Consider the following 23,157-nt stretch of genomic DNA (forward strand, 5'->3'; position numbering starts at 1 on the left):
TAGGACATGACGCTTAGGGCACCATTGGCTGGCACTGCGGGCAGAAGTAGATGTCCCGTTCTTCCTCGCCGTTGGGTTTGCCCAGCACGCCGCGGCGGATGGGGGTCCGGCATTTCAGGCACGGCTGGTGTTCGCGCCGGTAAACCCAGTAGCCCGGACGGCCCGCCATCCGTCCGACGGGCATGCCGCGCGGATTGAGGACGGTCGCCCGGCGTCCCGGGCCGAGGTTGGCTTCGAGCAGCCGCTTGGCATCCGTCATCAGGGTCCGGAGGTCGTGGACAGCCGAAACCGGTGTGGCCGGGTGCACACCGGACAGGAAGCAGGATTCGCAGCGGTAGATGTTGCCGATGCCCGCCAGGTTGCGCTGGTCCAGCAGGGCGACGCCGATGGGCACGTCGGGTGCCGCCCGGATCCGCTGCTCTGCTTCGGCCACGTCCCAGCCCGGACCCAGCAGGTCCGGGCCCAGGTGGCCCACGATGGTGTCCTCGTCCGCGGTGCGGACCACTTCCACGATGCCCAGTGAAAATCCGACGGCGTCCGCTGCCGCCGTGCGCAGAACGCACCGGGCGGTGAATCCCGGCTTCCGCCAGCGTCCACCCGGCGGATAAACCTGCCAGGTGCCCTCCATCTTCAGGTGCGAATGGATGGTGAGTTTCCGCTCGTCCGGTCCATTCCCGTCCGGTCCCACCACGCGCATCAGGAGGTGCTTGCCCCGGGGGACCACCTCCGCCACGGTCCAGCCGGCCAGGTTGAGCGTGGCGAACCTCGGCACGCGGAAGTCCGAGGCGGTGAGCGTCTGCCCAGCCAAGGCCTTGTGCAGTTCGGCGGCGGCCCGCCAGACGGAGTCGCCCTCAGGCACGGATCCTCAGACCCTTGGGCGTTGAGTATGCCCCGGCGGCGGCGAGTGCGGCCGCCACCGGGGTGTCCAGGATGCCGTGACCGTTGACCTTTTCCATGATGAGCTTGTCCACCGCGCCCCGGGTGACCACACCTACCAAGGCTGCCCCCGCGGCGGACAGCACGGCCGCGTCCTCGCTGAAGGACAGCAGCGTTTTACCGCCCCGTTCCACGTAGAGGACCAGGGCGCCGTCCACCATAACCACCAGCGCGCCGGCTTTCCGCCCAGGCCGGTGCCCCGTCCCGGCATCCTCGTTGAGGGCCGGCCACGGCAGCGCCGCGCCGTAGGGGTTGGCGGGATCCGTGGCCGCAAGGGCTAGCGCCATCGGCTCGGGCTTGGCCAGTTGGGTGTCCTCGGAATAGGAGCGGAGCCGGTCCACGGTTGCGGGGACAGCGAACTGTGCGGCCCCGAGGTGCTCGATGAAGTACCCGCGACGGCAGCGTCCGGCCTCTTCCAGCCTGGCCAGCACCTTGTACATCAGGCCGAACCCGCCCAGGATCTGCTCCGCCATGACCGATCCCCGGGTCACCACGCCATACCTGTCCAACAACAGTTCAGCCGTGGCACGGGCGTGGATGGTGGCGTCCAGCTCGGGCGAGGGCAGGGCAGACCAACGCCCCGCGGCCAGCGGGGTTGTTGCCACAGTGCCCGACAATGAGCCGTACCGTCCGCCGCCCAGCGCAGGGGAGCCCAGCGCAGGGGAGCCTAGTCCAGAGGAGCCCAACCTGGGCGATCCCAGGAGGCCGGTGCCGTGCGAGCGACCGAGCCTGCTCAGCCTGGGGGCACGGGCGCGGGGCGGGCGGGCCACCTGGCGATGCGCCGTGTGACCGCTGGCGATGAGGGCACGGACCGGGGCGAAGGTGTCGCCGGTGATACGGCCCGCCCACGCCAGATCCCACAGCGCGGACACCACTTCCTGGTCGCTGAGCACCGAGTCCATGCCACCGGCCACGTCCTTCAGCTGGCGGAAGAAGTAACCGCCGCCGTTGTTCCTCAGGTGGTCAAGCAGGCGTTGCTGCGCGTCACCGGGTTCGTATTCGAGGGCGGGATTCAGCGTCAGTTCGGCGGAATCGGCCAGGTGGAGGCTGACCCAGCCGTCGTTTCCAGGCAGCGCTCCCGCCCCGGACCAGAGTACCTCGCCGGCGGCCATGAGCTCGTCGAGCATGGCGGGCTGGTAGTTCGAAACCCTGCTGGCCAGGACCAGCGGCTCCCACGCCGAAGCCGGTACCGGCACGCCGGAAAGCTGGTCGATCGCGGTGACAATACCGTCCAACCCCCGCAGGGACGGCTGCCCGCGCCCGGCTCCCGGAGTGCGGACATGCTGCCAGGCCGGCAGGAAGCGCCCATAGGCGGCGGCGTCCACCGGTTCCACTTCGGCGCGCAGGGCTGCGAGCGAACGACGCCGGAGCTTGCGTAGCACTTCGGCGTCGCACCATTCGCTGGTGGTAGGAGCGGGAAGGTGCGTCTGCGTGGATTCTGTCGGAAGCGGCTGAGCCGTTTGGACATCCTCAACCGGTGTGTCGTCCGATGGCCCATAGCTGGCCGCCCGTTCCGGCGGGGCGGCGTGCGGCCGGAACTCGCCTTCCACCACCCGGCCGTCCGCGGCGAGCCGTTTCAATGCGGTGCTGACCACGGCGACGCCAAGCCCCAACCGGGCCGCGGCTTCCGTCGACGTGAAGGGTCCGTGCGTACGCGCGTACCGGGAAACCAGGTCGCCCAAGGGCTCTGCCACCGGTTCGATGAAGGCCAGGGGAACGCCCATGGGCAGCGGAACGCCGATGGCATCACGCAGCCGGGCGGCATCCTCGACGGCGGCGTAGCGCTCGGCCCCGCCGATGTTGACTCTTATGGCCCGGTTGGCCCGCAGCAGTGCGCTCAGGTGCGTCGTGGCCAGCGGAGTGTCGGCATACGGGGTTTCGACAGGCTCAACCACCGGAGTTTCGACCGGCTCAACCACCGGAGTTTCGACGGGCTCAACCACCACCGCAGGCTCCACCCCCGGCGCAGCCTCCAGACGGGCGGCGACCTCTTCCGGCGTCAGCGGACCCAGCAACCTGAGCAGATCGGCAACGCCTTCCATGCCCCTGGCCCGGCGGTCCGGCGCAAGGCGCTGGAGTTCAAGCTCGGTGGCCTCGATGACCTTGGCGTCCAGCAGTTCGCGGAGCTCAACGCGGCCGAGCAGCTCGTTCAGGAGCGTCGAGTCCAGGGCCAGGGCTGCGGCCCGGCGCTCGGCCAGGGGTGAGTCCCCTTCATACAGGAACTGGGCCACATACCCGAACAGCAGGGACTTGGCGAACGGCGACGGCTGCTGCGTGGTGGTCTGCACGATCCTGAGTTCGCGTCGTTCCACCGAGGCCGCAATGTCCTTCAGGGCCGGAAGGTCGTACACGTCCTGCAGGCATTCGCGGACAGTCTCCAGCACGATGGGGAACGTGGGATACTTTCGCGCGACGTCGAGCAGCTGCGCCGACCGCTGGCGCTGTTGCCAGAGCGGCTGCCGCTTCCCGGGGGTTTGCCGGGGAAGCAGCAAGGCACGCGCGGCACACTCCCGGAAACGCGAGGCAAACAGCGCGCTCCCGCCCACCTCGGCGGTGACAATTTGCTCCAGCTCTTCGGGATCAAACAGGAACAGCTCGGCGCCGGGCGGCTCGTCCTCCATCATGGGGACCCGCAGCACGATGCCGTCGTCCGCGGCCATGGCCGACCCGTCCAGGCCGTACCGCTGGTGTAGGCGCTGCCCGACGGCGAGTGCCCAGGGAGCGTGCACCGGCATCCCGAACGGGCTGTGCAGGATCACCCGCCAGTCGCCCAGTTCGTCATGGAAGCGTTCCACCACCAGCGTGGTGTCGCAGGGGACCACTTCGGTGGCAAGCTTCTGTTCGCTGATGTACTGGATCAGGTTGTTGGCGGCGAATTCATCCAGCCCGCTGGCCTTGCAGCGTTCGGTGGCAGGGCCGACGTCGGACGCGGACAGCTCACGCACGAAGGCGCCCAGCGCACGGCCCAGGTCAACGGGCCGCCCCAGCGAGTCACCTTTCCAGAAGGGAAGTTTGCCGGGCTGGCCGAACGCGGGGGAGACCAGGACGCGGTCATGGGTGATGTCCTCGATCTTCCAGCTGGTGGCGCCCAGCGCAAATATGTCACCCACCCGGGACTCATAGACCATCTCCTCGTCCAGCTCGCCCACGCGGCGGCCGCCCTTTGCCGGTGACGCGGCGGGTTTGCCGTCCGCGCCCGGCGCGCCGGAGCCTTCCACCTCGGTGCCGATGATGTAGACGCCGAAGAGGCCGCGGTCCGGGATGGTGCCGCCGGACGTCACGGCAAGCCGTTGGGCGCCGGGCCTGCCTTCGATGGTGCCGGCGTTCCGGTCCCAGATGATCCGGGGCCGCAGTTCCGCGAATTCATCGGACGGGTACCGGCCGGCCAGCAGGTCAAGGGTTGCCTCGTAGGCGGACCGGGGGAGGGACGCGAACGGGGCGGAACGGCGGACGGTGGCGAACCATTCCTCCACATCGATGCTGCCCAGGGCGGTGGCCGCGACGGTCTGCTGGGCCAGGATGTCCAACGGATTGGCCGGGACAAAGAGCCGCTCGATCTTCCCTTCGAGCATCCGCTCCACGGTGATGGCCGTGTGCACCAGGTCTGCACGGTGCTTGGGAAACAGCACCCCCTGCGAAATTTCCCCCACCTGGTGCCCGGCACGGCCCACACGTTGGAGCCCGCTGGCCACCGACGGCGGTGATTCCACCTGCACCACGAGGTCCACAGCGCCCATGTCGATGCCGAGTTCCAGGGACGAAGTGGCCACGACGCAGCGCAGCCAGCCGGACTTGAGATCGTCCTCAATGAGCGCCCGTTGGTCCTTGGAAACGGATCCGTGGTGGGCGCGTGCCAATAAAGGATCGGCTCCCGTCGTGCTGCCGGCCTGCGCCATCATGTGGGCCGGCGTCGCCGTGGAAGCGGGAGTGGAGGCAGGACTAAAAGCAGGACTGAATGCAGGGGCGCCGGACGGAAAACGTGGATCTGCGGCACCAGCGTCAGGCGAGTCCCAGCCGCCGCCGACCGCGATCAGTTGCCGTTCGGCGTAGATCTCGTTGAGCCGCGCCGTGAGCCGTTCAGCCAGGCGACGGGAATTGGCGAAGACGATGGTGGACTGGTTGGCCAGCACCAGGTCAACGATCTTTTCCTCCACATGGGGCCAGATCGACGCCTGGGGCTGCAGCCCTGAGGCGGGACCGGAGTCAAAGGCGCCGGCGGCACCCGGGAGGTCGGACATGTCCTCCACCGGGACGGACACGGTGAGGTCCCAGTTTTTGCGCGACGGCGGCGCCACGATTTCCACCGGCGCGGCTCCGGCCAGGAACTGGGCCACCAGCTCGCGCGGCTCCACCGTGGCGGAGAGCCCGATCCGCTGGGCGGGCTTGGACAGCAGCGCATCCAGCCGTTCCAGGGAGACCGCCAGGTGCGCGCCACGCTTGGTTCCGGCGACGGCATGGACCTCGTCAACGATGATGGTGTCCACCTCGGTGAGGGTCTCGCGCGCCCTGGAGGTGAGCATCAGGAACAGCGATTCCGGCGTGGTGATGAGGATGTCCGGCGGGTTGCTGAGCAGCGCGCGACGGTCCGCCGTCGTGGTGTCACCGGACCGGACCCCCACGGTGATCAGGGGCGCCGGCAGCCCCAGCCGCTTGGCAGTCTGGGTGATTCCGATCAGCGGCGAGCGGAGGTTGCGTTCCACATCCACGCCGAGGGCTTTCAGCGGCGAGATGTACAGGACGCGGGTCTTGCGTTTGGGCGGGCGGGGGCGTCGTCCTTTGGCCTGCCCTTTCTCCGGCACAGCATCCACGCCCGGCAATACAGGGTCACCCAGTTCCGGACCAGGGGAAGGAGCCTCAACAAGCAATCGATCCAAAGCCCAGAGGAACGCCGCGAGCGTCTTGCCCGATCCGGTGGGCGCCACCACCAGTGCGTGCGAGCCGGACGAGATGGCGTTCCAGGCGCCGGTCTGGGCAGGGGTGGGCTCCGCAAAGGCGCCCAGGAACCAGTCCCGCGTGGGCCGGCTGAAACGGCCCATGGGTTCCTCTTTGCGCCCGGCCGGGCGGGCTGCGTGGCCCGCTTCCGCTGGCTGATCCTCCTGCATTCCTCCATCATGCCCTACCCCACCGACAGTATGGCCGGCACCGCTGGAGGCGCGGATCAACCCTGCTCGAGTCTCGGAAGATCCCTGGTGGCGGGTCCTTCGAGCAGCTTGCCGTCGGGGCTGAAGCGCGAGCCGTGGAGCGGGCAGTCCCAGGTCAGCTCGCTGTCGTTCCAGTGGACAATCCCGCCCAGATGTGTGCAGACGGCGGAGAGCCTGCACGTGGTGCCGTCCACTGTGGAGACCGCCGCCGGCCGGGCGCCGTCGCGGTAAACCGTCGCGTCGCCGTCGGCCGGTACGGGACGTCCGGTGGGTGGGCCCGTCGACACGCCGGTTTCGGCGGGCTCAACGACAGGCTCAACCGCCGGCCTGCCAGTCACCGACTTGCCAACCGCCAGCTTCCCCCAGTCGGTGGCCAGCCGCGCAGCCACTCCCGCGTTGACGGCGACGGCGGTCATTGCCCCGCCCGGAGACGTCACGCGGTGATGGATCGTGTTGGCCCAGCGGAGGCTGCCGCCGAGGATGTCCGCGGAGATGCCAAGGGCGGCGGCCACCGCGTTGGTCATGCCCCACTTGTTGTAACCGGTGCCGAAGAAGATGTGGCCTCGGCCCCGTGGCAGTTTGCCAAAGAAGGGCATGAGGTTGGTGGCCTGGTAGTCCTGGGCCGACCACGTGTGGGTGGTTACCGCACCCGGGAAGTGTCCGGTAGCCCAGTCCAAGAGGCCCGACAGATGGGATTTCTCCGATCCGGTCCGTCCCACCTGGTGCCCGTGCCCGCCCACCAGCAGGAACTTGCGGCCGTCAGCCTCATAGTCGCGTAGCGAATGGGTGGGTTCCTCGGCGGACAGGTACATTCCGGGTGGCGCGGTGACTCCGGCCGGCAGTTCCAGGGCCGCGGCGTAGGAACGCAGGGGCTTGAGTTTGGTGAAGTAAAGCCCGCGGTCCAGGACGGGGATTCCGGTGGCCAGCACAACGTTGTTGGCAGTGACGGTGCCCTGGTCCGTGTGGACCGCCAGCGGTCCGCTCCCGGAGACATTTCGCAGCCGGGCCCCGCCCACCACGCTCCCGCCGCGGGCGCGGACATCCCTGAGTAGGGCATCCAGGACGTCTATGGGATTGATCTGGGCCTGATCGGTCAGGAGTAGGGCGCCTTGGATGGGGAAGGGGAGGCGAGCATCACGCACGTACTCGACGTCCAGGCCGGCGGTGGTCGCTGCGCCGAGTTCCTCAAGCAGACGCTCGGTCCCTTGGGCGGTGGTGGCGAACGTGTAGGCATTCCGGCGCTGATACGGCACGTGGTGTTCGTCGAGATAGCGGAGCAGCCACGACTGCCCCTCCTGGTTGGCCTCAACGTAGGCCCCAACCTGCTTCTGCGCATACTGCCTGGCCAGGCCGGACAGGATGGTCCCCTGCAGCAGACTGACTTTCGCCGTTGTGTTTCCGGTGGTCGCGGCCCCGGGAAACCTCGCCTCCAGGACCAGGACTCGCTGCCCCGAGCGCGCTAGCAGCAGCGCTGTGACCAGCCCCGTCAGCCCGGCCCCGGCCACCACGGTGTCGTAGCTGCTGCCTGCCTCGAATGTGTCAGTACTGAAGGATTGCCCGCGGTCCAACCAGAGCGACGTCATGGAAGCTAAGTGTACTTATCAGCGTCTGTCAAGCCCAGAGCCCAGAGCGATGCGGATCATCTGTTGACGCCCGATGTGATGCACGCTACAGTTGACCGAAGTTATACGAATAACCCACAAAACCAACTGGCCCGAGGAGGTGCCCATTATGGCTGGATCACGGCCAAAGCCAGGACCGACAATGCACGACGTCGCTGCTGCTGCCGGTGTTTCACAGGCCACCGTGTCATTGGTGCTGAATTCAGCCTCCGGGTCGCGTTTCTCCGAGGATACCCGCAAGCGCGTTCGGGACGCCGTGAACCGGCTCGGCTACCGCACTAACGCCCACGCTAAAGTCCTACGCGAGGGCGTGGCCGGCATGATCGGGTTCATCGGCGATTCCGTGGCCACCACTCCTTTTGCGGGCGCCATCATCGAAGGCGCGCAGCAGCGGGCCTGGGAGGACGGGCTCCTCCTGCTCTCGGTAAACACCGGCGGTGACAGGCAGCTCGAGGCTGCATCCTTGGATACCATGCTCTCTTATAAGGTTGCCGGCGTGGTCTACGCCGCCATGTATCACCGCCGGCTGGAAGTTCCGGAGGCCCTGGCGGGCGTCAGGTCCGTGGTGCTGAATTCGCAGGACCGGGCCGGTCTGGTCCCGAGCGTCGCCCCGGACGAGGTTAAAGGCGGGTACGCGGCCACGAGCCGGCTGCTCGAGGCGGGCCACACCAGGGTGGGGATGGTCAATATCGAAACCCTTGAAAGCGGCCTTCCTGCCGCCGTTGGCCGCTATGAGGGCTACTGCGCGGCACTTGAAGAAGCGGGGCTGGACGTTGATCCGTCACTGGTCCGTTTCGGTAAAGGCGGTGAGGAAGACGGCTACAAGTACACGCTGGAGCTTATGACCTCGAGCAACCCGCCCACCGCGATTTTCTGCGCGAATGACCGGGGCGCCTGGGGTGCCTACCAGGCCGTCTCGGACCTGCGCCTCTCGATCCCCGGGGACGTCTCGATCGTGGGATTTGATAATCAGGCGACGCTGGCGCCGTTTCTTCGCCCGGGATTGACCACTTTTGAATTGCCGTTCGTCGCCATGGGCCGGCGCGCGGTTGACCTGATCCTCCAGGACGCGGAACCCGATGGCCGGGTCGAGCTGATGGACTGCCCTCTGATTGAACGGAATTCCGTGACTCACCCTAAGGAGATGCCATGAGCCGCACCATCCCGGCCCGACGGGGCCGTCCTGCTGCGGCACCGTTGCCGCAACGAAAAATTTCTCTTTCGCTCCGCATGAAGAGGATTTCCCGTGCCTGGCAGTTATACGTATTACTAGCCCCGGCGATCGTCTACATTCTGGTCTTCAAGTACTGGCCGATGTACGGCGTGCAGATCGCGTTCAAAAACTACAACCCGGTGGACGGGTTCACGGACAGCCCCTGGGTGGGCCTGACGCACTTCATCAGGTTCGTGAACTCCTACCAGTTCGGCCAGGTGGTCGGTAACACCCTGTGGATCGCCGTCCTTGGCCTGTTGGTGGCCTTCCCGATTCCAATCATTCTGGCGTTGCTGGTCAACCAGCTCCAGAGCGAGAGGTTCAAGAAGTTCACCCAGACCGTGCTGTATTCGCCCGCTTTCATCTCCACCGTGGTGGTGGTGGGCATCATGTTCGTGGTTCTGTCCCCGAGGTCGGGGCTGGTGAACAACGCCATCCAGCTGGGCGGCGGTGAGCCGATCTTCTTTATGGGTTCGGCGGAGTGGTTCCGTCCCATCTACGTCATCTCGGATGTGTGGCAGAACGCCGGCTTCTCCATGATCGTGTACCTCGCGGCACTGGCCGCCATCGACCCTGCGCTGCACGACGCTGCCAAGGTAGACGGCGCCTCCAAGCTCCAGCGCATCCGGCACATTGACCTGCCGGGCATCATGCCCGTGGTGACGATCCTGTTCATCCTGGCTATCGGCAACCTGCTCAACGTCGGTTTCGAGAAGGCACTGCTGATGCAGACGCCCCTGAACCTCTCATCCTCGGAGATCATCCAGACCTACGTCTACCACGCGGGTCTGCAGCAGGCGCAGTTCAGCTACTCGGCCGCTATCGGCCTGTTCAACTCCCTCCTCAACCTGGCACTGCTCCTCGTTTTCAACACGATCGCGCGCCGGGCCAACCAAGCGACCCTGTGGTGATGCCGAAATGTCCCTGACAACCAACCCCCGCCCTACCGAGCACCGGAGCCGGCCTCTCAGCCAGGTCCGCCGCAAGCAGACTCTGCGCGACAAATACGGTGACCGTGCCTTCAACATCGCCGCCACCACTGTCCTGCTGCTGTCCATCCTGGCCGTGGTGTACCCGCTGTACTTCATCGTCATCGCCTCCATCAGCGACCCGAACGCCGTCTACGAAGGTAAGGTCTGGCTGTTTCCTTCCGGTGTCACTACCGAAGGCTACGAACGGATCTTCGCCGACAGCCGGATCTGGAACGGCCTGGGGAACACCGTCATCTATACCGTTCTTGGCACGGCCGTCAGCGTCAGCACCATCCTGTGCGGGGCCTACGCACTGTCCCGCAAGGACATGCCCGGCCGGAAGATCCTGATGCTCCTGTTCGTCATCACCATGTTCTTCGACGGCGGACTCATCACCAAGTACCTCGTGGTCCGGGACCTTGGCATGCTGGACACCGTCTGGGCAGTGGTCCTGCCGGGAGCGGTGGGCGTGTGGAACCTCATCATCGCCAGGTCCTTCTTCGAGCACACCATTCCGAACGAGCTACGCGAAGCCGCCCAGATGGACGGGGCAACCGACTTCAAATTCTTCTTCAAAATGGTGCTCCCGCTGTCCAAACCGCTGATCATGCTCATGATCATGATCCACGTCGTGGCCCAGTGGAACTCGTTCTTCGACGCACTGATCTTCCTCAACGACGACTCCAAATACCCGTTGCAGCTCGTCCTGCGCAACATCCTCATCCAGTCAGACGTCTCCTCCACCGGAACCACCGGCGGGGACATCGAATCCTATGCCGCCGCGCAACGGATCGCAGAGCTCACCAAATACGCCATGATCGTCGTCTCGAGCCTGCCACTCATGATTGCCCTGCCATTTATGCAGAAGCACTTCACCAAGGGCGCCATGATCGGCGCCGTCAAATAGCTCCTCCCGCATCGACCGCCCGGGCAACCGCCGTCGGACGGCACACCCACCTCAGAATAGGAATAACCATGGCACTCAGCCGTAAATACGCCGCCCTTGGCGCCGTCCTGGCCGGAACATTGATGTTCACCGCCTGCTCCGGCGGCGGCTCAGGCACCACGGAGATCAAAGACGCCTCCGCGGACTTCGGCTTCCAGGAAACAGGCTTCCCCATCGTCAGCAAGCAACTCGACCTGACGTTCTCCGGGACCAAGGCCGCCCTGGCCCCGGACTACAACACCATGACAGTGGTGCAGGAATGGGAAAAAGCCACCAACGTCCACATCAAATGGGAAAACCTGCCCGAAACGGTCTTCCAGGAAAAGAAGAACCTCATCCTCGCAAGCGGTGACCTGCCCGACGCCTTCTTCAACACCGGGCTGACCGACGCCGAGATCGCCACCTACTCCGGCAGCGGCACACTCATCCCGCTCGAGGGGCTCATCGAAAAGAACGCACCCAACCTCTCCAAGCTGCTCTCTGACCGGCCGGAGATCAAGGCCGCCATCACTTCCTCGGACGGGCACATCTACTCCCTGCCATCGATCGAGGAGCTCGGCCTGGTCCAGTTCCCCAACGAACTGGCCATCAACACTTCCTGGCTGAAGAAGCTGAACATCCCGATGCCGAAAACCATCGATGAGTTCCACGATGCACTGCTGGCGTTCAAGACACAGGACGCGTCCGGGACCGGCAAGACCATCCCGTTGAGCTTCATGCCCGGCTCCTGGTGCGGGGACATCGTTGACCTGATCGCGGCGCTGGGCGGAGTGCCGGACAACATGGACCACCGCATCGTCCAGGACGACAAAGTCATCTTCACCCCCACCCAGGACGGCTACAAAAAGGCCATCCAGACCCTGCACGAGTGGTACCAGGAAGGCCTGATCGACCCCGAGTCCTTCTCCCAGGACGACAAGGCGTACCTGGCCAAGGGCAAGGCCGCCACGGAAAACCTCGGCTCCTTCGTCTGGTGGGAAATCCCCGAAATGGTCGGCGCGGACCGCGCCAACAACTACGCCCTCGTCCCGGTCCTCGAAGGCGTGAACGGCAAGCGGATCGCCAGCCAGTCCAACAACCAGGAAATCGCCCGCGGCGCCTTCGCCATCACCCGGACCAACAAATACCCGGCCGCGACCATGCGCTGGGCCGACAACCTCTACGACCCCATCCAGTCCGCCCAGGCCAACTGGGGGCCCATCGGTGAAACCCTGCAAAAGGACGCCACCGGCCTCCTGACCCAGATCCCGGCCCCGGCCGGGACCAGCGAAGGCGAACGACGCCAAAAGGTCGCCCCGGGCGGCCCGAAGGCCAACACCGCCGAGAACTTCACCACCGTCGTCGCGCCCGAACCCCGCGCCGCCGAACGCCAGAAAACCGTCAACGAACTCTACAAGCCCTTCGCCGGCAACGACGGCTACCCCCCGGTCGCCCTCTCCAACGAAGAACTGCAACAGATCAGCACCATCCAGACCGACACCACCTCACTGGTGAAGCAGAACACGGCCAAGTGGATCGTCTCCGGCGGCATCGAGCAGGAATGGGACGGCTACGTCTCCCAGCTCAAGAACGTCGGCGTCGACAAAATGATCGAGGTCTACCAGCAGGCCTACGACCGCTACAAGAAAAACTCCTAGCTCCACCACCGGGGTGGGCCGGCGTAACCGGCCCACCCCACTTCCAGGGAACCCTGTGCACGAGGGTTCTGCACAGACCTGCTCAGAAGCGAGACCTCACCTTCATGACTGCCGCGACCGCCACCACGGCCGACACCTTCCGGCCGGCCCTGCACTACGCCGCCCGGAATACCTGGCTCAATGACCCCAACGGCCTGATTTTTCACGACGGCGTCTACCACCTTTACTACCAGAACAACCCCCTGGATAACGTCTGGGGAAACATGTCCTGGGGACACGCCACCTCCACGGACCTGACCACCTGGACCGAACACCTCGTCGCCATCGCATGCGACGAGGAAGAAGACATCTTCTCCGGCAGCATCGTCTTCGACCGGGACAACACCAGCGGATTCGGCAACGACTCGGCTCCACCGTTGGTCGCCGTCTACACCAGCGCCTACAAACCCGGTTCCGCACACGCTGGGCTCCAGGCCCAGTCACTGGCCTACAGCCGCGACGGTGGATACACCTGGACCAAACACACCGCCAATCCCGTACTGAACCGCGGATCCGCCGAGTTCCGCGACCCCAAAGTCATCCGCTACACCGGCGCCAGCAGCAGCTACTGGGTCATGGTCGCGGTGGAAGCCAAGGACTTCCAGATAGTGCTCTACAAATCCGAGGACCTGAAGAGCTGGGAGCTGCTAAGCACGTTCGGTCCGGCCAACGCCACCGGAGGCGTCTGGGAATGCCCCGACCTCTTCCCCCTCCCCGTCGACGGGGACCCGCAGAACCTTCAGTGGGTCCTCACCGTAAACCTCAACCCCGGCGGACCCAACAACGGCTCCGCCGGGCAATACTTCGTCGGGGACTTCGACGGGACCACGTTCACCTCAGCCACCACCGTGACCGAAGGCCTCCAGGACCCAGCCCTGCTGGGCGAGTACCAGTGGCTGGACTGGGGCCGGGACTACTACGCCGCAGTCTCCTTCAGCGACGCCCCTGACAATCGCCGCCTCATGATCGCTTGGATGAACAACTGGGAATACGCCAACCAGATCCCCACCTCCCCCTGGCGCAGCCCCATGACGCTGGCCCGCGAAGTATCCCTCCGCACCGTTGACGGAAAGCCGCGACTGATTCAAGAGGCCACCGGAGATTTCGCTCCCATTTCCGACCCGTCCCGGACGTTCAGCCTTGAGCACACGGAAATCGCCGACGGTACACACCTCTTGGACGGTGCAGCGGGCAGCGTCCAACGCATCGATATCACGCTGACGCCCGGAAGCGCCACGGAATTCGGGCTTGTGGTCCGCGGCGACGGGGACAAGGGAACCCGCATCGGCATCAAGCCCGTTGAAGGCGCCCTCGTTGTTGACCGCCGGGATTCCGGGCAGACAAGTTTCCACGAAACTTTCGCATCTATCGATGCAGCCCCCATCCGCGAGATCGAAGGCTCCTACAAGCTCACCATCTTCGTGGACCGCTGCTCCGTTGAGGTCTTCGCCCAGGAGGGCCAGGTCACCATGACCGAATTGATCTTCCCCGCACCCACCAGTACCGACCTTTCGCTCTATTCCATCGGCGGCACAGCCGCCATCACCAGCCTGAACGTCACCCAGTTCGTCGACTGACTCCAGAATTCGTGGTCACGGCACACCAGCGGAAGAAAATCAGCTGATCCACTACCCCGACGCGGCCGGCCCGGCCCGAACTTTCCTGGACGTCATCGTCGTCGCACGGCTAACCATCCCAGCATTGACCTCCCGGGTCACTGACACGGTTGGCGCCGTGGACTCGTAGATGGAGCCCTGATCCTGGGACTCCTCACCTGCGGGCCCGATGGCTTGGCACCTGCTGTTCCTGAGCAAGTTGGACGCACTGTAGCGATGGTGGCCGCCATCACGGTGCGGCGGCCCGGCACCAATCCGCCGACACTTGAGGAACTCCGGACTCATCTGCAGCCGGCGAATTAGCCTGCGCAGCGGACCGAATCCTTCCGACATTTCAGGCGGGCTGGAAGGCTCCGACGCTCAGGAGGGCGATGTTGGCGTTGCTGCACGCGCTGGTGGGCTGCGGCAGGAACAACGACGCCGTGTCTTCGGGCGGGTAGATGCGGTAACCGGCCGCGTCCGTCAGCGTGCAGTCGCTGTAGTTCGCGGCCTGGGTGTAGCGGAGAACAGCGGTTCCGGTCTGGCCCGGCGCGAGCAGGACGTCCGCTACGGGGGTGGTTTCGTCGCGGGTCGCGGCCGCGCCAATGGGTGCCCCGTCGGCGTTGGCGGTCAGCGACACCCCCGGGTAGCCCTTGAGCAGGCAGGGCGCCGTGCCCGTATTCGTGAGGTTCAGTTTCATGTAGACGCTGCCCGCCGCGCCCCCGCCGGAAGCATCGGTAGCCGCCGACAGCGTGGCCGCTTTGCAGAGCGCGGGACCGGCCTGAGTGGTGCCGGACGACGACGGCGACTGGGACGCGCCCGGAGACGCCGGCGTGGTGGACGGGCTGGCGGAGTTGGTCCCCGGAGTCGTCCCCTGCGCCTGCGGCTGGCTCGGTCCGCAGGCGGTGAGCATCAGCGCCGCCGCCGCGACCGCCGTCGTAATAACAAACCCTTGTGAAATGCGCAGAGACGTCATGGCACCACTTTTGTTGCTGCTGTGACGGGAGTCAACGATGCCACGGGCCCGCAGGAGGATTTGATGCCCGGATTGTGATCATCCGGGCATCAAATCCCGCGATGTTACGTGGCGGATTCCTGCCGGCGCTTTGAGTTGCTGCGCGCGAAGGCCACCCCGCCCAGGGCGAGGCCGCCGAGACCGGCGGCAAGCCCCGCCCAGCTGCGGGCGTCCGCGCCGCTGTCAGTCACCGCGGCTGCCTGCTCGGTGGCCGGGGTTTCGGTGGTGTGCGCCGTGGAAGCAGCCGCGCCGTGGCCTTCCGCGCTGGCCGCCTCGGTGATGGTGATGGACGGTGCCGGCGCCTTCAGGGAGTGCGGGTCCTGGCCGTCCTTGGCGATCTCCGACCAGTCAGTCTGCCCTGTTTCGCACGACTGCAGCGTGGGGAAGTACAGCGTGGAGCCTGCCGCGTCGGGCAGCTTGACCGACAGCACCAGGGCATCGCGCAGGTCGTGGGCCAGGGGAGTTTTGGCCGTGTACACAATCTGGCTGGTGCGTTTGGTGATGGACGTACCGTCGGGCAGTTTCTTCGGCTCGGCGAGCTGTTCGGTCACCTTTTCCACAGTCCAGTTGGGGTTCACCGTGGGCTGTGCGTCGTTGAGTTCGGCCGGCAGAGTGATGGCCACCTTGGTGGTGCCGGACTCCTCGCAGCCGTGCGGGATGCCGAAGGTCAGCAGGGCGTAGGAATTGGCGTCGGTTTTGTTCGGGGTGACGCCGACGTGGGCCGACGCGCCTGCTGCTGCGGTCAGGATCAGGACGGCTGCGCCGCCGGTGGCTGCCGCTGCGGTGAGGGTACGGCGAAGGAATGTGGTGGTCATGGGTTGCCTTTCGGACGCACGCCGAATGGGGGCGTGCGGAAGTACGGGATGGGGCCCGCGGCCTGCGGAAGTGCGGTGCGGGCGGAGTCAGGAAAGTACGACGGCGGAAGGCGGGCCGCGTCGGCTGTGTTGCCTGAGGTTCCGCCAGGGGCGGAGGGGGAGAACCGCCGGTGGGCCGGGAACCGCCCGCGGCGTGCCGGCGTCGGGCGTTACTGCTTCGGGGAGCCGGACGAGCGGCCTCAGCCACGCGGCCACTGCCCAAAGCGCGGCTTCACCCTTGGCAAGCAGGAGGGCGCACGCGCCGGTGGCGAGTGCGTGGGTCAGGAGCATCAGGATGCCCGCGGATCCGGAATCCTGGACGTGTCCGGTGGCCGCGATGACAGGTGCGGCAGCGCCGGCGAAGTGGGTGTTGTGGAGCCCGGAGGCAGCAGTGCTCATAGCCGCGCCCGCCGAACTGAACGCAGTGAAGGCTTCGTGCAGGATGAACTGTCCCGCGCCGAGGACGCCGAGCATGGCCGGAAAATTGAGCCGCAGCCTCGTGGCAGTGGTGGCTGCCAGTACTGTCAGCGCGAGCACGGCCAGCAGGATGCCCGGGGCGGGAAGGTCGCCGCCGCCGGCCGCGTGGGCGCCTGCGGCAAGAGTCAGGACTCCCGTGGAGAGGGACGCGGCGCGAAGGAAATGGAAGGGCGGCCGGGCGTGGTTGGTGCGCACGGATCCTCCTTATTTCGGTCGCCGGTGACGGGCTTCAGTCGCGTTCTTCCAGTGTTCTTCGGCGACGTTCAGATTCTACCGGCCTCTGGGCGGGCGGCCCGTCGGTGACGGTCCGTGCAGCGCGATCACGTTGGACGGGGATTCTGTGGCGTCGGATGGCTCGTCCGCCAATTTGAAGAAACCCATTGCCATGTCCAAGCACTGGATGGCCACCGGCGGAACGCGGTAATCCGTCGCAGCCTCCACCAATCCCAGCTCGGCGAGCAGGGACAGCTTCTGCTGTGCCTGGAGGGCCGCGTACGACGCGTAGAGCTCTTCGAGTTCTGAGTCTTCGAGGCCCGCTTCGTCGAGTTCGCTGTCTTCGAGGCCTGTCTCCTGAAGCAAGGCGCCCTCAAGGTCCGGCGACGCCAGCTTTTCGAGGTCCGCCACGGGCATCGGTTCATCGGTGGTGCCGTAGGTGAGGACGCCCAGCAGAATCGCGGCCACCGCTTCCTGGTCCCACCCCTGGCCCTCCTCGGTGAGCACTCCGACCAAAAGGACCACCGACAGCATCCGGCGGATGTCCAGCCGTTCCTCGATCCTCGCGCTGTTCCAGGCGGCCATTTCCGGGCCGGGAACGGCTTTGGTTGATCCGAGCCTGATTAGGTTTGCCCCCACCAAGGCTGACCAGATCTCGCGGAGCACCGGCACGTCGTGCATGGTCCCGACTTCCAGCAACGTTTTGGGCCGGCTCTCGGCAGTTTCCAGATCGAAAAGTGGGAGGGTCCGACTCGCGGCCCGCTTTCCACGGGCATGTACTCCTACGGCTGCGGCTGCCGGCTCGATGTCCTTAAGCCGCAGGGCACCAGTGCTGGTGACTTCCTTGCCGGTTCCGATCCAGTCCAGCAGGGAGGTGGCATGCTGGATCAGCGGCATGGCATTGAACGCAGCCTCCTGGTGGTCATCGCTGAGGTCAGGTACCTGGATAACCGGCAATTGCGGGACAGCCGCGGCGATACCGTTTCCCAGTGCTGAATGGAGTTCCTCGTAGGCGGCGTCCGTGCCGCTCCAGCGGCCGCTCCCTTTCAGGAAATGGATGTACGAGTGAAGGGCGAAGTAGATGTCGTCGAAGGCCTCGTCCATGTCGTCGGGGTCCAGCGACGCCGCAATTGCACCGGCCGCCTGCTCCACGCCGTCACTGTCGATAGCGGTGGCTGAACTCGAACCATTGATGGCGTGCTGCGCGGTGAGGAAGAGTTTGACCAGCTCGAGGCACTCGAAGGCATCGGCCGGGTCAGGGGCTTCAGCCGCGTTCCATTGAATAAACTCGACAGCCATCGAGTCAATTGCCCGATGGTTCAGGACCAGCTGCAGCGGCATCTTGGGGGCCGGGGGAACAGCCTTCAGGTGCCGCCGGTCCTTGTTGTTGCTCTTGGATTTGCCGGTCTTTTTGGTCAAGGATTGCCTCCGGTGTCAACGGGCGATCGTCCCACATTCGATGGCTGGGATAACCGCGGATGTATCGAGCTTACAAAACAGGGCTGCCGGCGAGCAGTTCGGCAAGTACTTCAGCGGCGGAGTCGTGCCGGACCAGTGATGTGGCCTGCCCTGCCCAGAGTGACATGAGTTCGGTGTTTCCCTGGGCTGCTGCCTGTGGGCGGAATCGGCCAGTGAGCCAGTTCTGGACGGGGAACGGGGCTATTCCGGCTGCCGAGAGCCCAGCTTCTGACAGTTCGGCGATGATGCGGTTGGGGATGCCGCGGGCAAGCCGTCCGCTGAGGGCTCTCGTCAGCACCGTTTCCCGCGCGGCCGGGCTGTGGAGGATGGCCCGGTATGCAGGGACGGCCGCAGATTCGCGGGCGGCCAGGAACGCCGAGCCCACCTGGACCGCGTCGGCGCCGAGGGCTCGTGCGCCGGCGTATCCGCGGCGGTCCGCAATTCCCCCGGCGGCGATGACCGGGATGCCGACGGCGTCAACCACCTGCGGAACCAGTGCAAAGGTTCCGACCAGGGACTCCTCCGCAGGCTTCAGGAACGAGACGCGGTGGCCGCCGGATTCCATGCCGCTGGCAACCACGGCATCCACGCCGCCAGCTTCCAGGGCCATGGCTTCCGCGACTGTGGTGGCGGTACCCACCACCACGATTCCACGCCGGTGCGCCGCCTCAACCAGTTCCGGCGCGGGCACACCGAAAACAAAGCTGACGACGGCGGGACCCGCCGCCAGGGTTGCCTCCACCTGCTCGTCGTAGTCGGGCAGGTAGCGGTCCGGCATGTGCGGAAGCGGAAGGTCCAGTTCGTCGAAGTAGGGCTTCAGGGTTTCGAGGTACTGGTCGAAGTCCGCCTGGGGGAGCGAGGTGGTTTCGTCGCCGGTGGGAATCCAGAGGTTGAGGGCGAACGGTTTGGCCGTCGCCTTCCTGAGCTCAGCTGCGGTGTTCCGAATGGCGTCGACACCGTAACCGTAGAGGCCGTAGGAACCCAGCCCGCCGCCGTCGCTCACGGCTGCTGTCAGCTCTACGGAAGAGACGCCACCGAAGGGGCCCAGCACCACCGGAACGTCCGTGCCGAACAATTCGGTGATGCGGTTTGAGCTGGCTGAAGTGCTGTTCTCGAGAGTCATGCGGTGGCTCCTGGCAGATCGACGTCGGCTTCAGGACCAGTCTCGCAGGGCTGGCGGCCGCTGCCCAACCTGTGGCTGGGTTCAGTCTGTTTCGGGGCCTGAGCAGTAATGGCAGTCGTCGGGGCAGGTTTCGGTCACGGCTGGCTCCAGGTGAGTTCGAAGCCGTCGCTGACATGGAAGAGCTTGCGGCCGCCCACCGGCGTCCTGACCCAGACGGTCTCGCCGTCCGTTGTCCTGTTGTCCACGGCGCCGGCGTACTCGGTGTGGCCGTTCCGGGTCAGCAGAACGGTGTCGCCCACCTGGACGTCGTCCCATTGGCCGGGGGCATTAACGCGATTCGTCATCGAAGTCACGGTTCTTCCTTTAAAGATCGGGTGCCGGACAGGTGTGCCGGGTCCACTTCATACAACCCGAAGGGCTCTGGTCTGCTCAATGGAGGAAGTGACCACTCTTGCTGCGGCCGTTTGTGCAGGCATCCAGTAGGGCCATGTACCGCGGCATGGGGCGGGGTTAGACTGCTGGCGTAAGTGGCCAACTACCTCAGGGAGCACATGATGAACTACTCAGGGACTGGCAACGAGAAAGCGATTCCGGCCAGTGAACTTAACAGGACCCACGTGAGTCAGACCGTCAGTTTTGAGCCAGACGAATTCACGCTCGTGTTCGGAAAAATCGCGGCCATTGCGCGCAAGGAAGGCGGCGTGACCATCGCACTGCAGGGCGTCGAAGGAAGCGGCGGCCTGCAGTCCAGTTACAGCCTCCCGGGCAGTCAACACGTCTACCTTCAGCCGGACATGCTGACGAATACCGAATCCACCATCAAGGATCTCTTCGGCAAGGTCCAGGAAAACCTGCGCGGCGGGCACAAGGGAGATGGCAAGACGGACAAGCTTTAACGGGGGAAGGGCCCGAATTGGGCCGGGCGTAGGGTGGAAGTTAGACGGAAGGAGCACTTCATGAAGAAAATCCTCATGGTACTGACCAGCGTTTCCGAGATCGGCGATACCGGAGAAAAGACCGGGTACAACGTGGCCGAGGCTGCACATCCCTGGAAGGTCTTCAAGGATTCAGGGCATTTCGTCGACTTCGCGTCCATCCAGGGCGGCCAGCCCCCGCGCGACGAGGTGGACTCAAAAGATCCCATCCAGGTCGCCTTCACGGAGGACGAGACCACGCGCGCCGGTCTCTACAACACTGCCCGCGTCGACGTCGTTGATCCCGACCAGTACGACGCCGTCTTTCTCGTGGGAGGGCACGGCACCATGTGGGACTTCCCGGACAGCGAAGGCTTGCAGAACCTCGTAGCCAGCGTCTACAACGCCGGCGGCGTTGTGGGCGCTGTCTGTCACGGGCCGGCCGGACTGCTGAACGTCGAGTTGGCCAACGGCTTTCGGCTGGTCGAGGGCAGGAAGGTCGCTGCCTTCACCAACGACGAGGAGGTTGCCGCAGGGAAGGACAAGGTCATCCCGTTCTTTCTGGCAGACCGGCTTGAGGGACAGGGTGCCACCCACGTCTCCGCTGGTGTCTTTGAGGAAAAGGTCGTGGTCGACGACCGGCTGGTGACCGGCCAGAACCCAGCGTCAGCGGCCGGCGTGGCCAAGGAGATGGAGAAGCTCCTGGCAGAGGTCATCCACCAGGAAAAAGCCGAGGAGCAGCACGAGGCGGAGGCTCTGCGCGCCGAGAAGGATGCCGAGAAGAACGCCAAGAAGGCTGCTGCGGCAGGCACCGAGCACTAACGCCCGCAGCGCACTGAAACTGGCGTCCGCCCCGACGACGGGGCGGACACCAGTCGGCGTACGTGCACCAACGCATCGCCGACACCTGCTTCAGGTTCCGCGCTCTAGGATCTATGGCCACCCCAATAGTCAACGGGCCAAGTTTGGGGAAAAACAAAACCCCTGCTTCCCTTTGTTATAAGGGAAGCAGGGGCCTTGCCAATTGGCGGTGACGGTGGGATTTGAACCCACGTTGGCTTTGACACCAAACAACATTTCGAGTGTTGCACCTTCGGCCGCTCGGACACGTCACCAACCTGAATAGGTTACCGGAGCATGCCGCTCATCCACAAAACGGCAGGCGTTCGGCCCCCGGATGGGGCGAGGGGAGAGTTAAGCCCAGTCCAGCGCGAAGGGACATTTAGGCCCCTTGCAGCGACACTGCTGGAGGCACTGATCGTTGGTTCGCAGAGTTATGCACATAGCCGTTCAGCCTCGCCGTTATTGTCAGACCCTCGCGGGATGATTTGAGTATGGATAGCAGAGGAGCTGTGGCGGCGGCGGAGGCCCTTGCGGTGTCCTTCGCTGAGCTGGCGGTTGTGATCGGTGAAGCTGGTGAGGCCTCGGGTCCGTGTGCTGATCCGTTGGATCGGCGGGCCGAGATTGCTTTGCGGACGCTGTCTGCCGTGGCCCGTGGGGAGGCGAAGTTGGCGGCCCTGAAGGTTCACGCGGCCGCCGTGTATGCCGACACCGCCAAGGCCCTGGCGGGCCCGGCAGTGTCGCCGCAGGACCATACCGGGCAGGAAATGGCCGTGGTTGCCGAGGTCGCCTGCGTCCTGACGGTCAGCGAACGCGCCGCGGGCGCCCTGCTCGGGGAAGCCCACAAACTCACCACGGCCCTGCCCCTGACGTTGTCGGCATTGCAGGCCGGGACGATCTCCTGGCAGCACGCCCGGATCATGGTCGACGAAACCGTGAACCTCGACCCTGCCGGCGCGCAGGCGTTGGAGGCGCATTTCCTGGACCCTCACGCGGTGAATCCGGCACGTGGCCCGGCCGGTGGGCTCATCCCTGGGAGGTTCCGGCACAAGGCCCGGACGTGGCGGGAGCGGCATCATCCGGTCAGCATCGAAAAACGCCACGCACGCGGTGTCCAGGATCGCCGGTTGGAGTATGCGCCGGACCGCGACGGCATGGCCTGGCTCTCCGCCTACCTTCCGGCCGATCAGGCTGCCGGGATCTGGAACCGGACCACCGCGATCGCCCGCGGTCTGCAGGGCCCGGACGAGCCCCTGACCCTCACACAGCTCCGGGCCGACATCTTCGCCGCCGCCCTCCTCGGCGGCGGGAACCCCGCAGAACATGATCCCGGGCAGGTTCCGCCACCGCGGGCTCACGTCCTCGTGACGGTGCCGGTGTTTTCCCTGCTCGGCGCCACCGAGGAACCGGCGATGCTTGACGGGTACGGGCCGATCCCGCCGTCCATGGCCCGGCAACTGATGGCCGACGGCGCGGAGTCGTTCCGCCGTGTCTTGGTCGACCCAAGGGATGGTGCGCCGCTGGAGATCGGGCGGACCAGCTACCGAGTGACGAAAGCCCAGCGCCAATGGCTGCGAATGCGGGATGGGAAGTGCCCGTTCCCGGGCTGCGGCAACCACTCCCTGGATAACGAAGCAGACCATATCCTGGCCTGGGCCAAAGGAGGCAGCTCCGGGATCAGCAATCTCGGCCAGCCATGCCACAAACACCACAGACTCAGGCACACCACAGGTTGGAGACCAACCGGTGCCACCAAGAACGAACCACCCGGCTGGATATCACCGACCGGACGTCACTACGCCAGCGAACAGCCCGACTGGAAACCACCCCAGTGGCCAAAACTTCGGCCACAACAACAGCCGGGCCAAAAGTCAGAGCTGGTTCTTCATGCTGATCCGCGTGGACTCAGATATCCAGGTGCACCCGTAGTCGAAACGCCCGGCGGCACCTTGGAGGAAGATCCATCTCCAGAGCTGCACGGCGTCAATATTCACGGCATTGACTTTGACCGGGCCGGCCCAAATGAGCCCGGCGATGAACTGCCCGACTATGCGCTGTTCCCGGACGACACGACGCCCGACGGACCCATGCCCGAAGACCCCTACCCGAACTGGGACTTCCCTTCCCACAGCACGGTCTAACCGCCAACCTCAAGCGGCGGCA

At 65.5% G+C, this 23,157-nt stretch carries 17 protein-coding genes and 1 tRNA gene; 8 read left to right on the top strand and 10 right to left on the bottom strand.

Annotation, left to right across the window (positions count from 1 at the left end):
* Positions 1–13: 13 nt before the first annotated feature.
* From NG701_RS09955 to NG701_RS09965, 3 genes are all read right to left on the bottom strand, one after another.
* Positions 14–859 carry an Fpg/Nei family DNA glycosylase gene (locus tag NG701_RS09955; protein WP_252567021.1) on the bottom strand — a complete coding sequence of 282 codons (846 nt, stop codon included), beginning with the start codon at positions 857–859 and terminating at the stop codon, positions 14–16.
* Positions 852–5,972 (bottom strand): DNA glycosylase AlkZ-like family protein, encoded by a 5,121-nt coding sequence (locus NG701_RS09960; protein WP_252567183.1) that lies wholly within the window; start codon positions 5,970–5,972, stop codon positions 852–854. The genes NG701_RS09955 and NG701_RS09960 overlap by 8 nt, the downstream gene beginning before the upstream one ends.
* Positions 5,973–6,094: 122 nt before the next feature.
* Positions 6,095–7,660, bottom strand: coding sequence for an FAD-dependent oxidoreductase (locus tag NG701_RS09965; RefSeq protein WP_252567023.1), 1,566 nt, complete (start codon positions 7,658–7,660; stop codon positions 6,095–6,097).
* 181 nt (positions 7,661–7,841) lie between these two features.
* Here NG701_RS09965 and NG701_RS09970 point away from each other — a divergent pair, with 181 nt between their 5' ends.
* The 5 genes from NG701_RS09970 (at position 7,842) to NG701_RS09990 (ending at position 14,082) form a co-directional block, all read left to right on the top strand.
* Positions 7,842–8,852 (top strand): LacI family DNA-binding transcriptional regulator, encoded by a 1,011-nt coding sequence (locus tag NG701_RS09970; protein WP_252567025.1) that lies wholly within the window; start codon positions 7,842–7,844, stop codon positions 8,850–8,852.
* The gene (locus tag NG701_RS09975) at positions 8,849–9,823 is read left to right on the top strand and encodes an ABC transporter permease (RefSeq protein ID WP_252567026.1); all 975 of its coding nucleotides are present in this window, start codon (positions 8,849–8,851) and stop codon (positions 9,821–9,823) included. The genes NG701_RS09970 and NG701_RS09975 overlap by 4 nt, the downstream gene beginning before the upstream one ends.
* A 7-nt stretch (positions 9,824–9,830) precedes the next feature.
* Positions 9,831–10,790 carry a carbohydrate ABC transporter permease gene (locus tag NG701_RS09980; RefSeq protein ID WP_252567028.1) on the top strand — a complete coding sequence of 320 codons (960 nt, stop codon included), beginning with the start codon at positions 9,831–9,833 and terminating at the stop codon, positions 10,788–10,790.
* A gap of 68 nt (positions 10,791–10,858) precedes the next feature.
* Complete coding sequence (locus tag NG701_RS09985; protein WP_252567030.1) at positions 10,859–12,466, top strand: ABC transporter substrate-binding protein; 1,608 nt, start codon at positions 10,859–10,861, stop codon at positions 12,464–12,466.
* A gap of 104 nt (positions 12,467–12,570) precedes the next feature.
* Entirely contained in the window at positions 12,571–14,082 is a 1,512-nt protein-coding gene (locus tag NG701_RS09990; RefSeq protein WP_252567032.1) for a glycoside hydrolase family 32 protein, read from the top strand.
* Between the two features lie 373 nt (positions 14,083–14,455).
* Here the strand turns inward: NG701_RS09990 and NG701_RS09995 are convergent, their stop codons facing one another.
* The 6 genes from NG701_RS09995 to NG701_RS10020 all read right to left on the bottom strand — a co-directional run bounded on the left by NG701_RS09995 (position 14,456) and on the right by NG701_RS10020 (position 19,584).
* Complete coding sequence (locus NG701_RS09995) at positions 14,456–15,076, bottom strand: DUF4232 domain-containing protein (protein WP_252567034.1); 621 nt, start codon at positions 15,074–15,076, stop codon at positions 14,456–14,458.
* A 104-nt stretch (positions 15,077–15,180) separates the two neighbouring features.
* Positions 15,181–15,930 carry a YcnI family copper-binding membrane protein gene (locus NG701_RS10000; RefSeq protein ID WP_252567036.1) on the bottom strand — a complete coding sequence of 250 codons (750 nt, stop codon included), beginning with the start codon at positions 15,928–15,930 and terminating at the stop codon, positions 15,181–15,183.
* Positions 15,931–16,017: 87 nt separating this feature from the next.
* Positions 16,018–16,641 carry a hypothetical protein gene (locus NG701_RS10005; RefSeq protein WP_252567037.1) on the bottom strand — a complete coding sequence of 208 codons (624 nt, stop codon included), beginning with the start codon at positions 16,639–16,641 and terminating at the stop codon, positions 16,018–16,020.
* 75 nt (positions 16,642–16,716) lie between these two features.
* Positions 16,717–18,078, bottom strand: a complete 1,362-nt coding sequence (locus NG701_RS10010; protein ID WP_252567039.1) for a hypothetical protein — start codon at positions 18,076–18,078, stop codon at positions 16,717–16,719.
* Between the two features lie 70 nt (positions 18,079–18,148).
* Positions 18,149–19,240: an NAD(P)H-dependent flavin oxidoreductase gene (locus tag NG701_RS10015; protein ID WP_252567041.1), complete on the bottom strand. Its 1,092-nt coding sequence runs from the start codon at positions 19,238–19,240 to the stop codon at positions 18,149–18,151.
* Positions 19,241–19,374: 134 nt separating this feature from the next.
* On the bottom strand, positions 19,375–19,584 hold the full coding sequence (locus tag NG701_RS10020; RefSeq protein ID WP_252567185.1) for a hypothetical protein: 210 nt from the start codon (positions 19,582–19,584) through the stop codon (positions 19,375–19,377).
* Between the two features lie 273 nt (positions 19,585–19,857).
* Between NG701_RS10020 and NG701_RS10025 the strand changes: the two genes are divergently transcribed.
* A complete protein-coding gene (locus NG701_RS10025) occupies positions 19,858–20,136 on the top strand; it encodes a hypothetical protein (protein ID WP_308292592.1) in 279 nt (92 codons plus the stop codon).
* A 60-nt stretch (positions 20,137–20,196) separates the two neighbouring features.
* Entirely contained in the window at positions 20,197–20,976 is a 780-nt protein-coding gene (locus NG701_RS10030) for a type 1 glutamine amidotransferase domain-containing protein (protein ID WP_252567042.1), read from the top strand.
* A gap of 203 nt (positions 20,977–21,179) precedes the next feature.
* Here NG701_RS10030 and NG701_RS10035 read toward each other — a convergent pair.
* Positions 21,180–21,269: transfer RNA gene (locus NG701_RS10035), tRNA-Ser, on the bottom strand.
* A gap of 219 nt (positions 21,270–21,488) precedes the next feature.
* On the opposite strand from NG701_RS10035, the gene NG701_RS10040 reads away from it, so the two are divergent.
* Entirely contained in the window at positions 21,489–23,135 is a 1,647-nt protein-coding gene (locus NG701_RS10040; RefSeq protein WP_252567044.1) for an HNH endonuclease signature motif containing protein, read from the top strand.
* The last annotated feature ends 22 nt before the right edge of the window (positions 23,136–23,157 follow it).

The organism is Pseudarthrobacter cellobiosi, from assembly GCF_023913815.1.
GTDB classification, from domain to species: Bacteria; Actinomycetota; Actinomycetes; order Actinomycetales; family Micrococcaceae; genus Arthrobacter; species Arthrobacter cellobiosi.

Excerpts from the sequence above, each read along its gene's own strand:
- NG701_RS10020 (WP_252567185.1), bottom strand. The coding sequence starts at position 19,584 with ATGACGAATCGCGTTAATGCCCCCGGCCAATGGGACGACGTCCAGGTG.
- NG701_RS10000 (WP_252567036.1), bottom strand. The coding sequence starts at position 15,930 with ATGACCACCACATTCCTTCGCCGTACCCTCACCGCAGCGGCAGCCACC.
- NG701_RS09980 (WP_252567028.1), top strand. The coding sequence starts at position 9,831 with ATGTCCCTGACAACCAACCCCCGCCCTACCGAGCACCGGAGCCGGCCT.
- NG701_RS10040 (WP_252567044.1), top strand. The coding sequence starts at position 21,489 with ATGGATAGCAGAGGAGCTGTGGCGGCGGCGGAGGCCCTTGCGGTGTCC.
- NG701_RS09995 (WP_252567034.1), bottom strand. The coding sequence starts at position 15,076 with ATGACGTCTCTGCGCATTTCACAAGGGTTTGTTATTACGACGGCGGTC.
- NG701_RS09990 (WP_252567032.1), top strand. The coding sequence starts at position 12,571 with ATGACTGCCGCGACCGCCACCACGGCCGACACCTTCCGGCCGGCCCTG.
- NG701_RS10030 (WP_252567042.1), top strand. The coding sequence starts at position 20,197 with ATGAAGAAAATCCTCATGGTACTGACCAGCGTTTCCGAGATCGGCGAT.
- NG701_RS09970 (WP_252567025.1), top strand. The coding sequence starts at position 7,842 with ATGCACGACGTCGCTGCTGCTGCCGGTGTTTCACAGGCCACCGTGTCA.
- NG701_RS09975 (WP_252567026.1), top strand. The coding sequence starts at position 8,849 with ATGAGCCGCACCATCCCGGCCCGACGGGGCCGTCCTGCTGCGGCACCG.
- NG701_RS09985 (WP_252567030.1), top strand. The coding sequence starts at position 10,859 with ATGGCACTCAGCCGTAAATACGCCGCCCTTGGCGCCGTCCTGGCCGGA.
- NG701_RS10015 (WP_252567041.1), bottom strand. The coding sequence starts at position 19,240 with ATGACTCTCGAGAACAGCACTTCAGCCAGCTCAAACCGCATCACCGAA.
- NG701_RS09965 (WP_252567023.1), bottom strand. The coding sequence starts at position 7,660 with ATGACGTCGCTCTGGTTGGACCGCGGGCAATCCTTCAGTACTGACACA.
- NG701_RS09960 (WP_252567183.1), bottom strand. The coding sequence starts at position 5,972 with ATGGGCCGTTTCAGCCGGCCCACGCGGGACTGGTTCCTGGGCGCCTTT.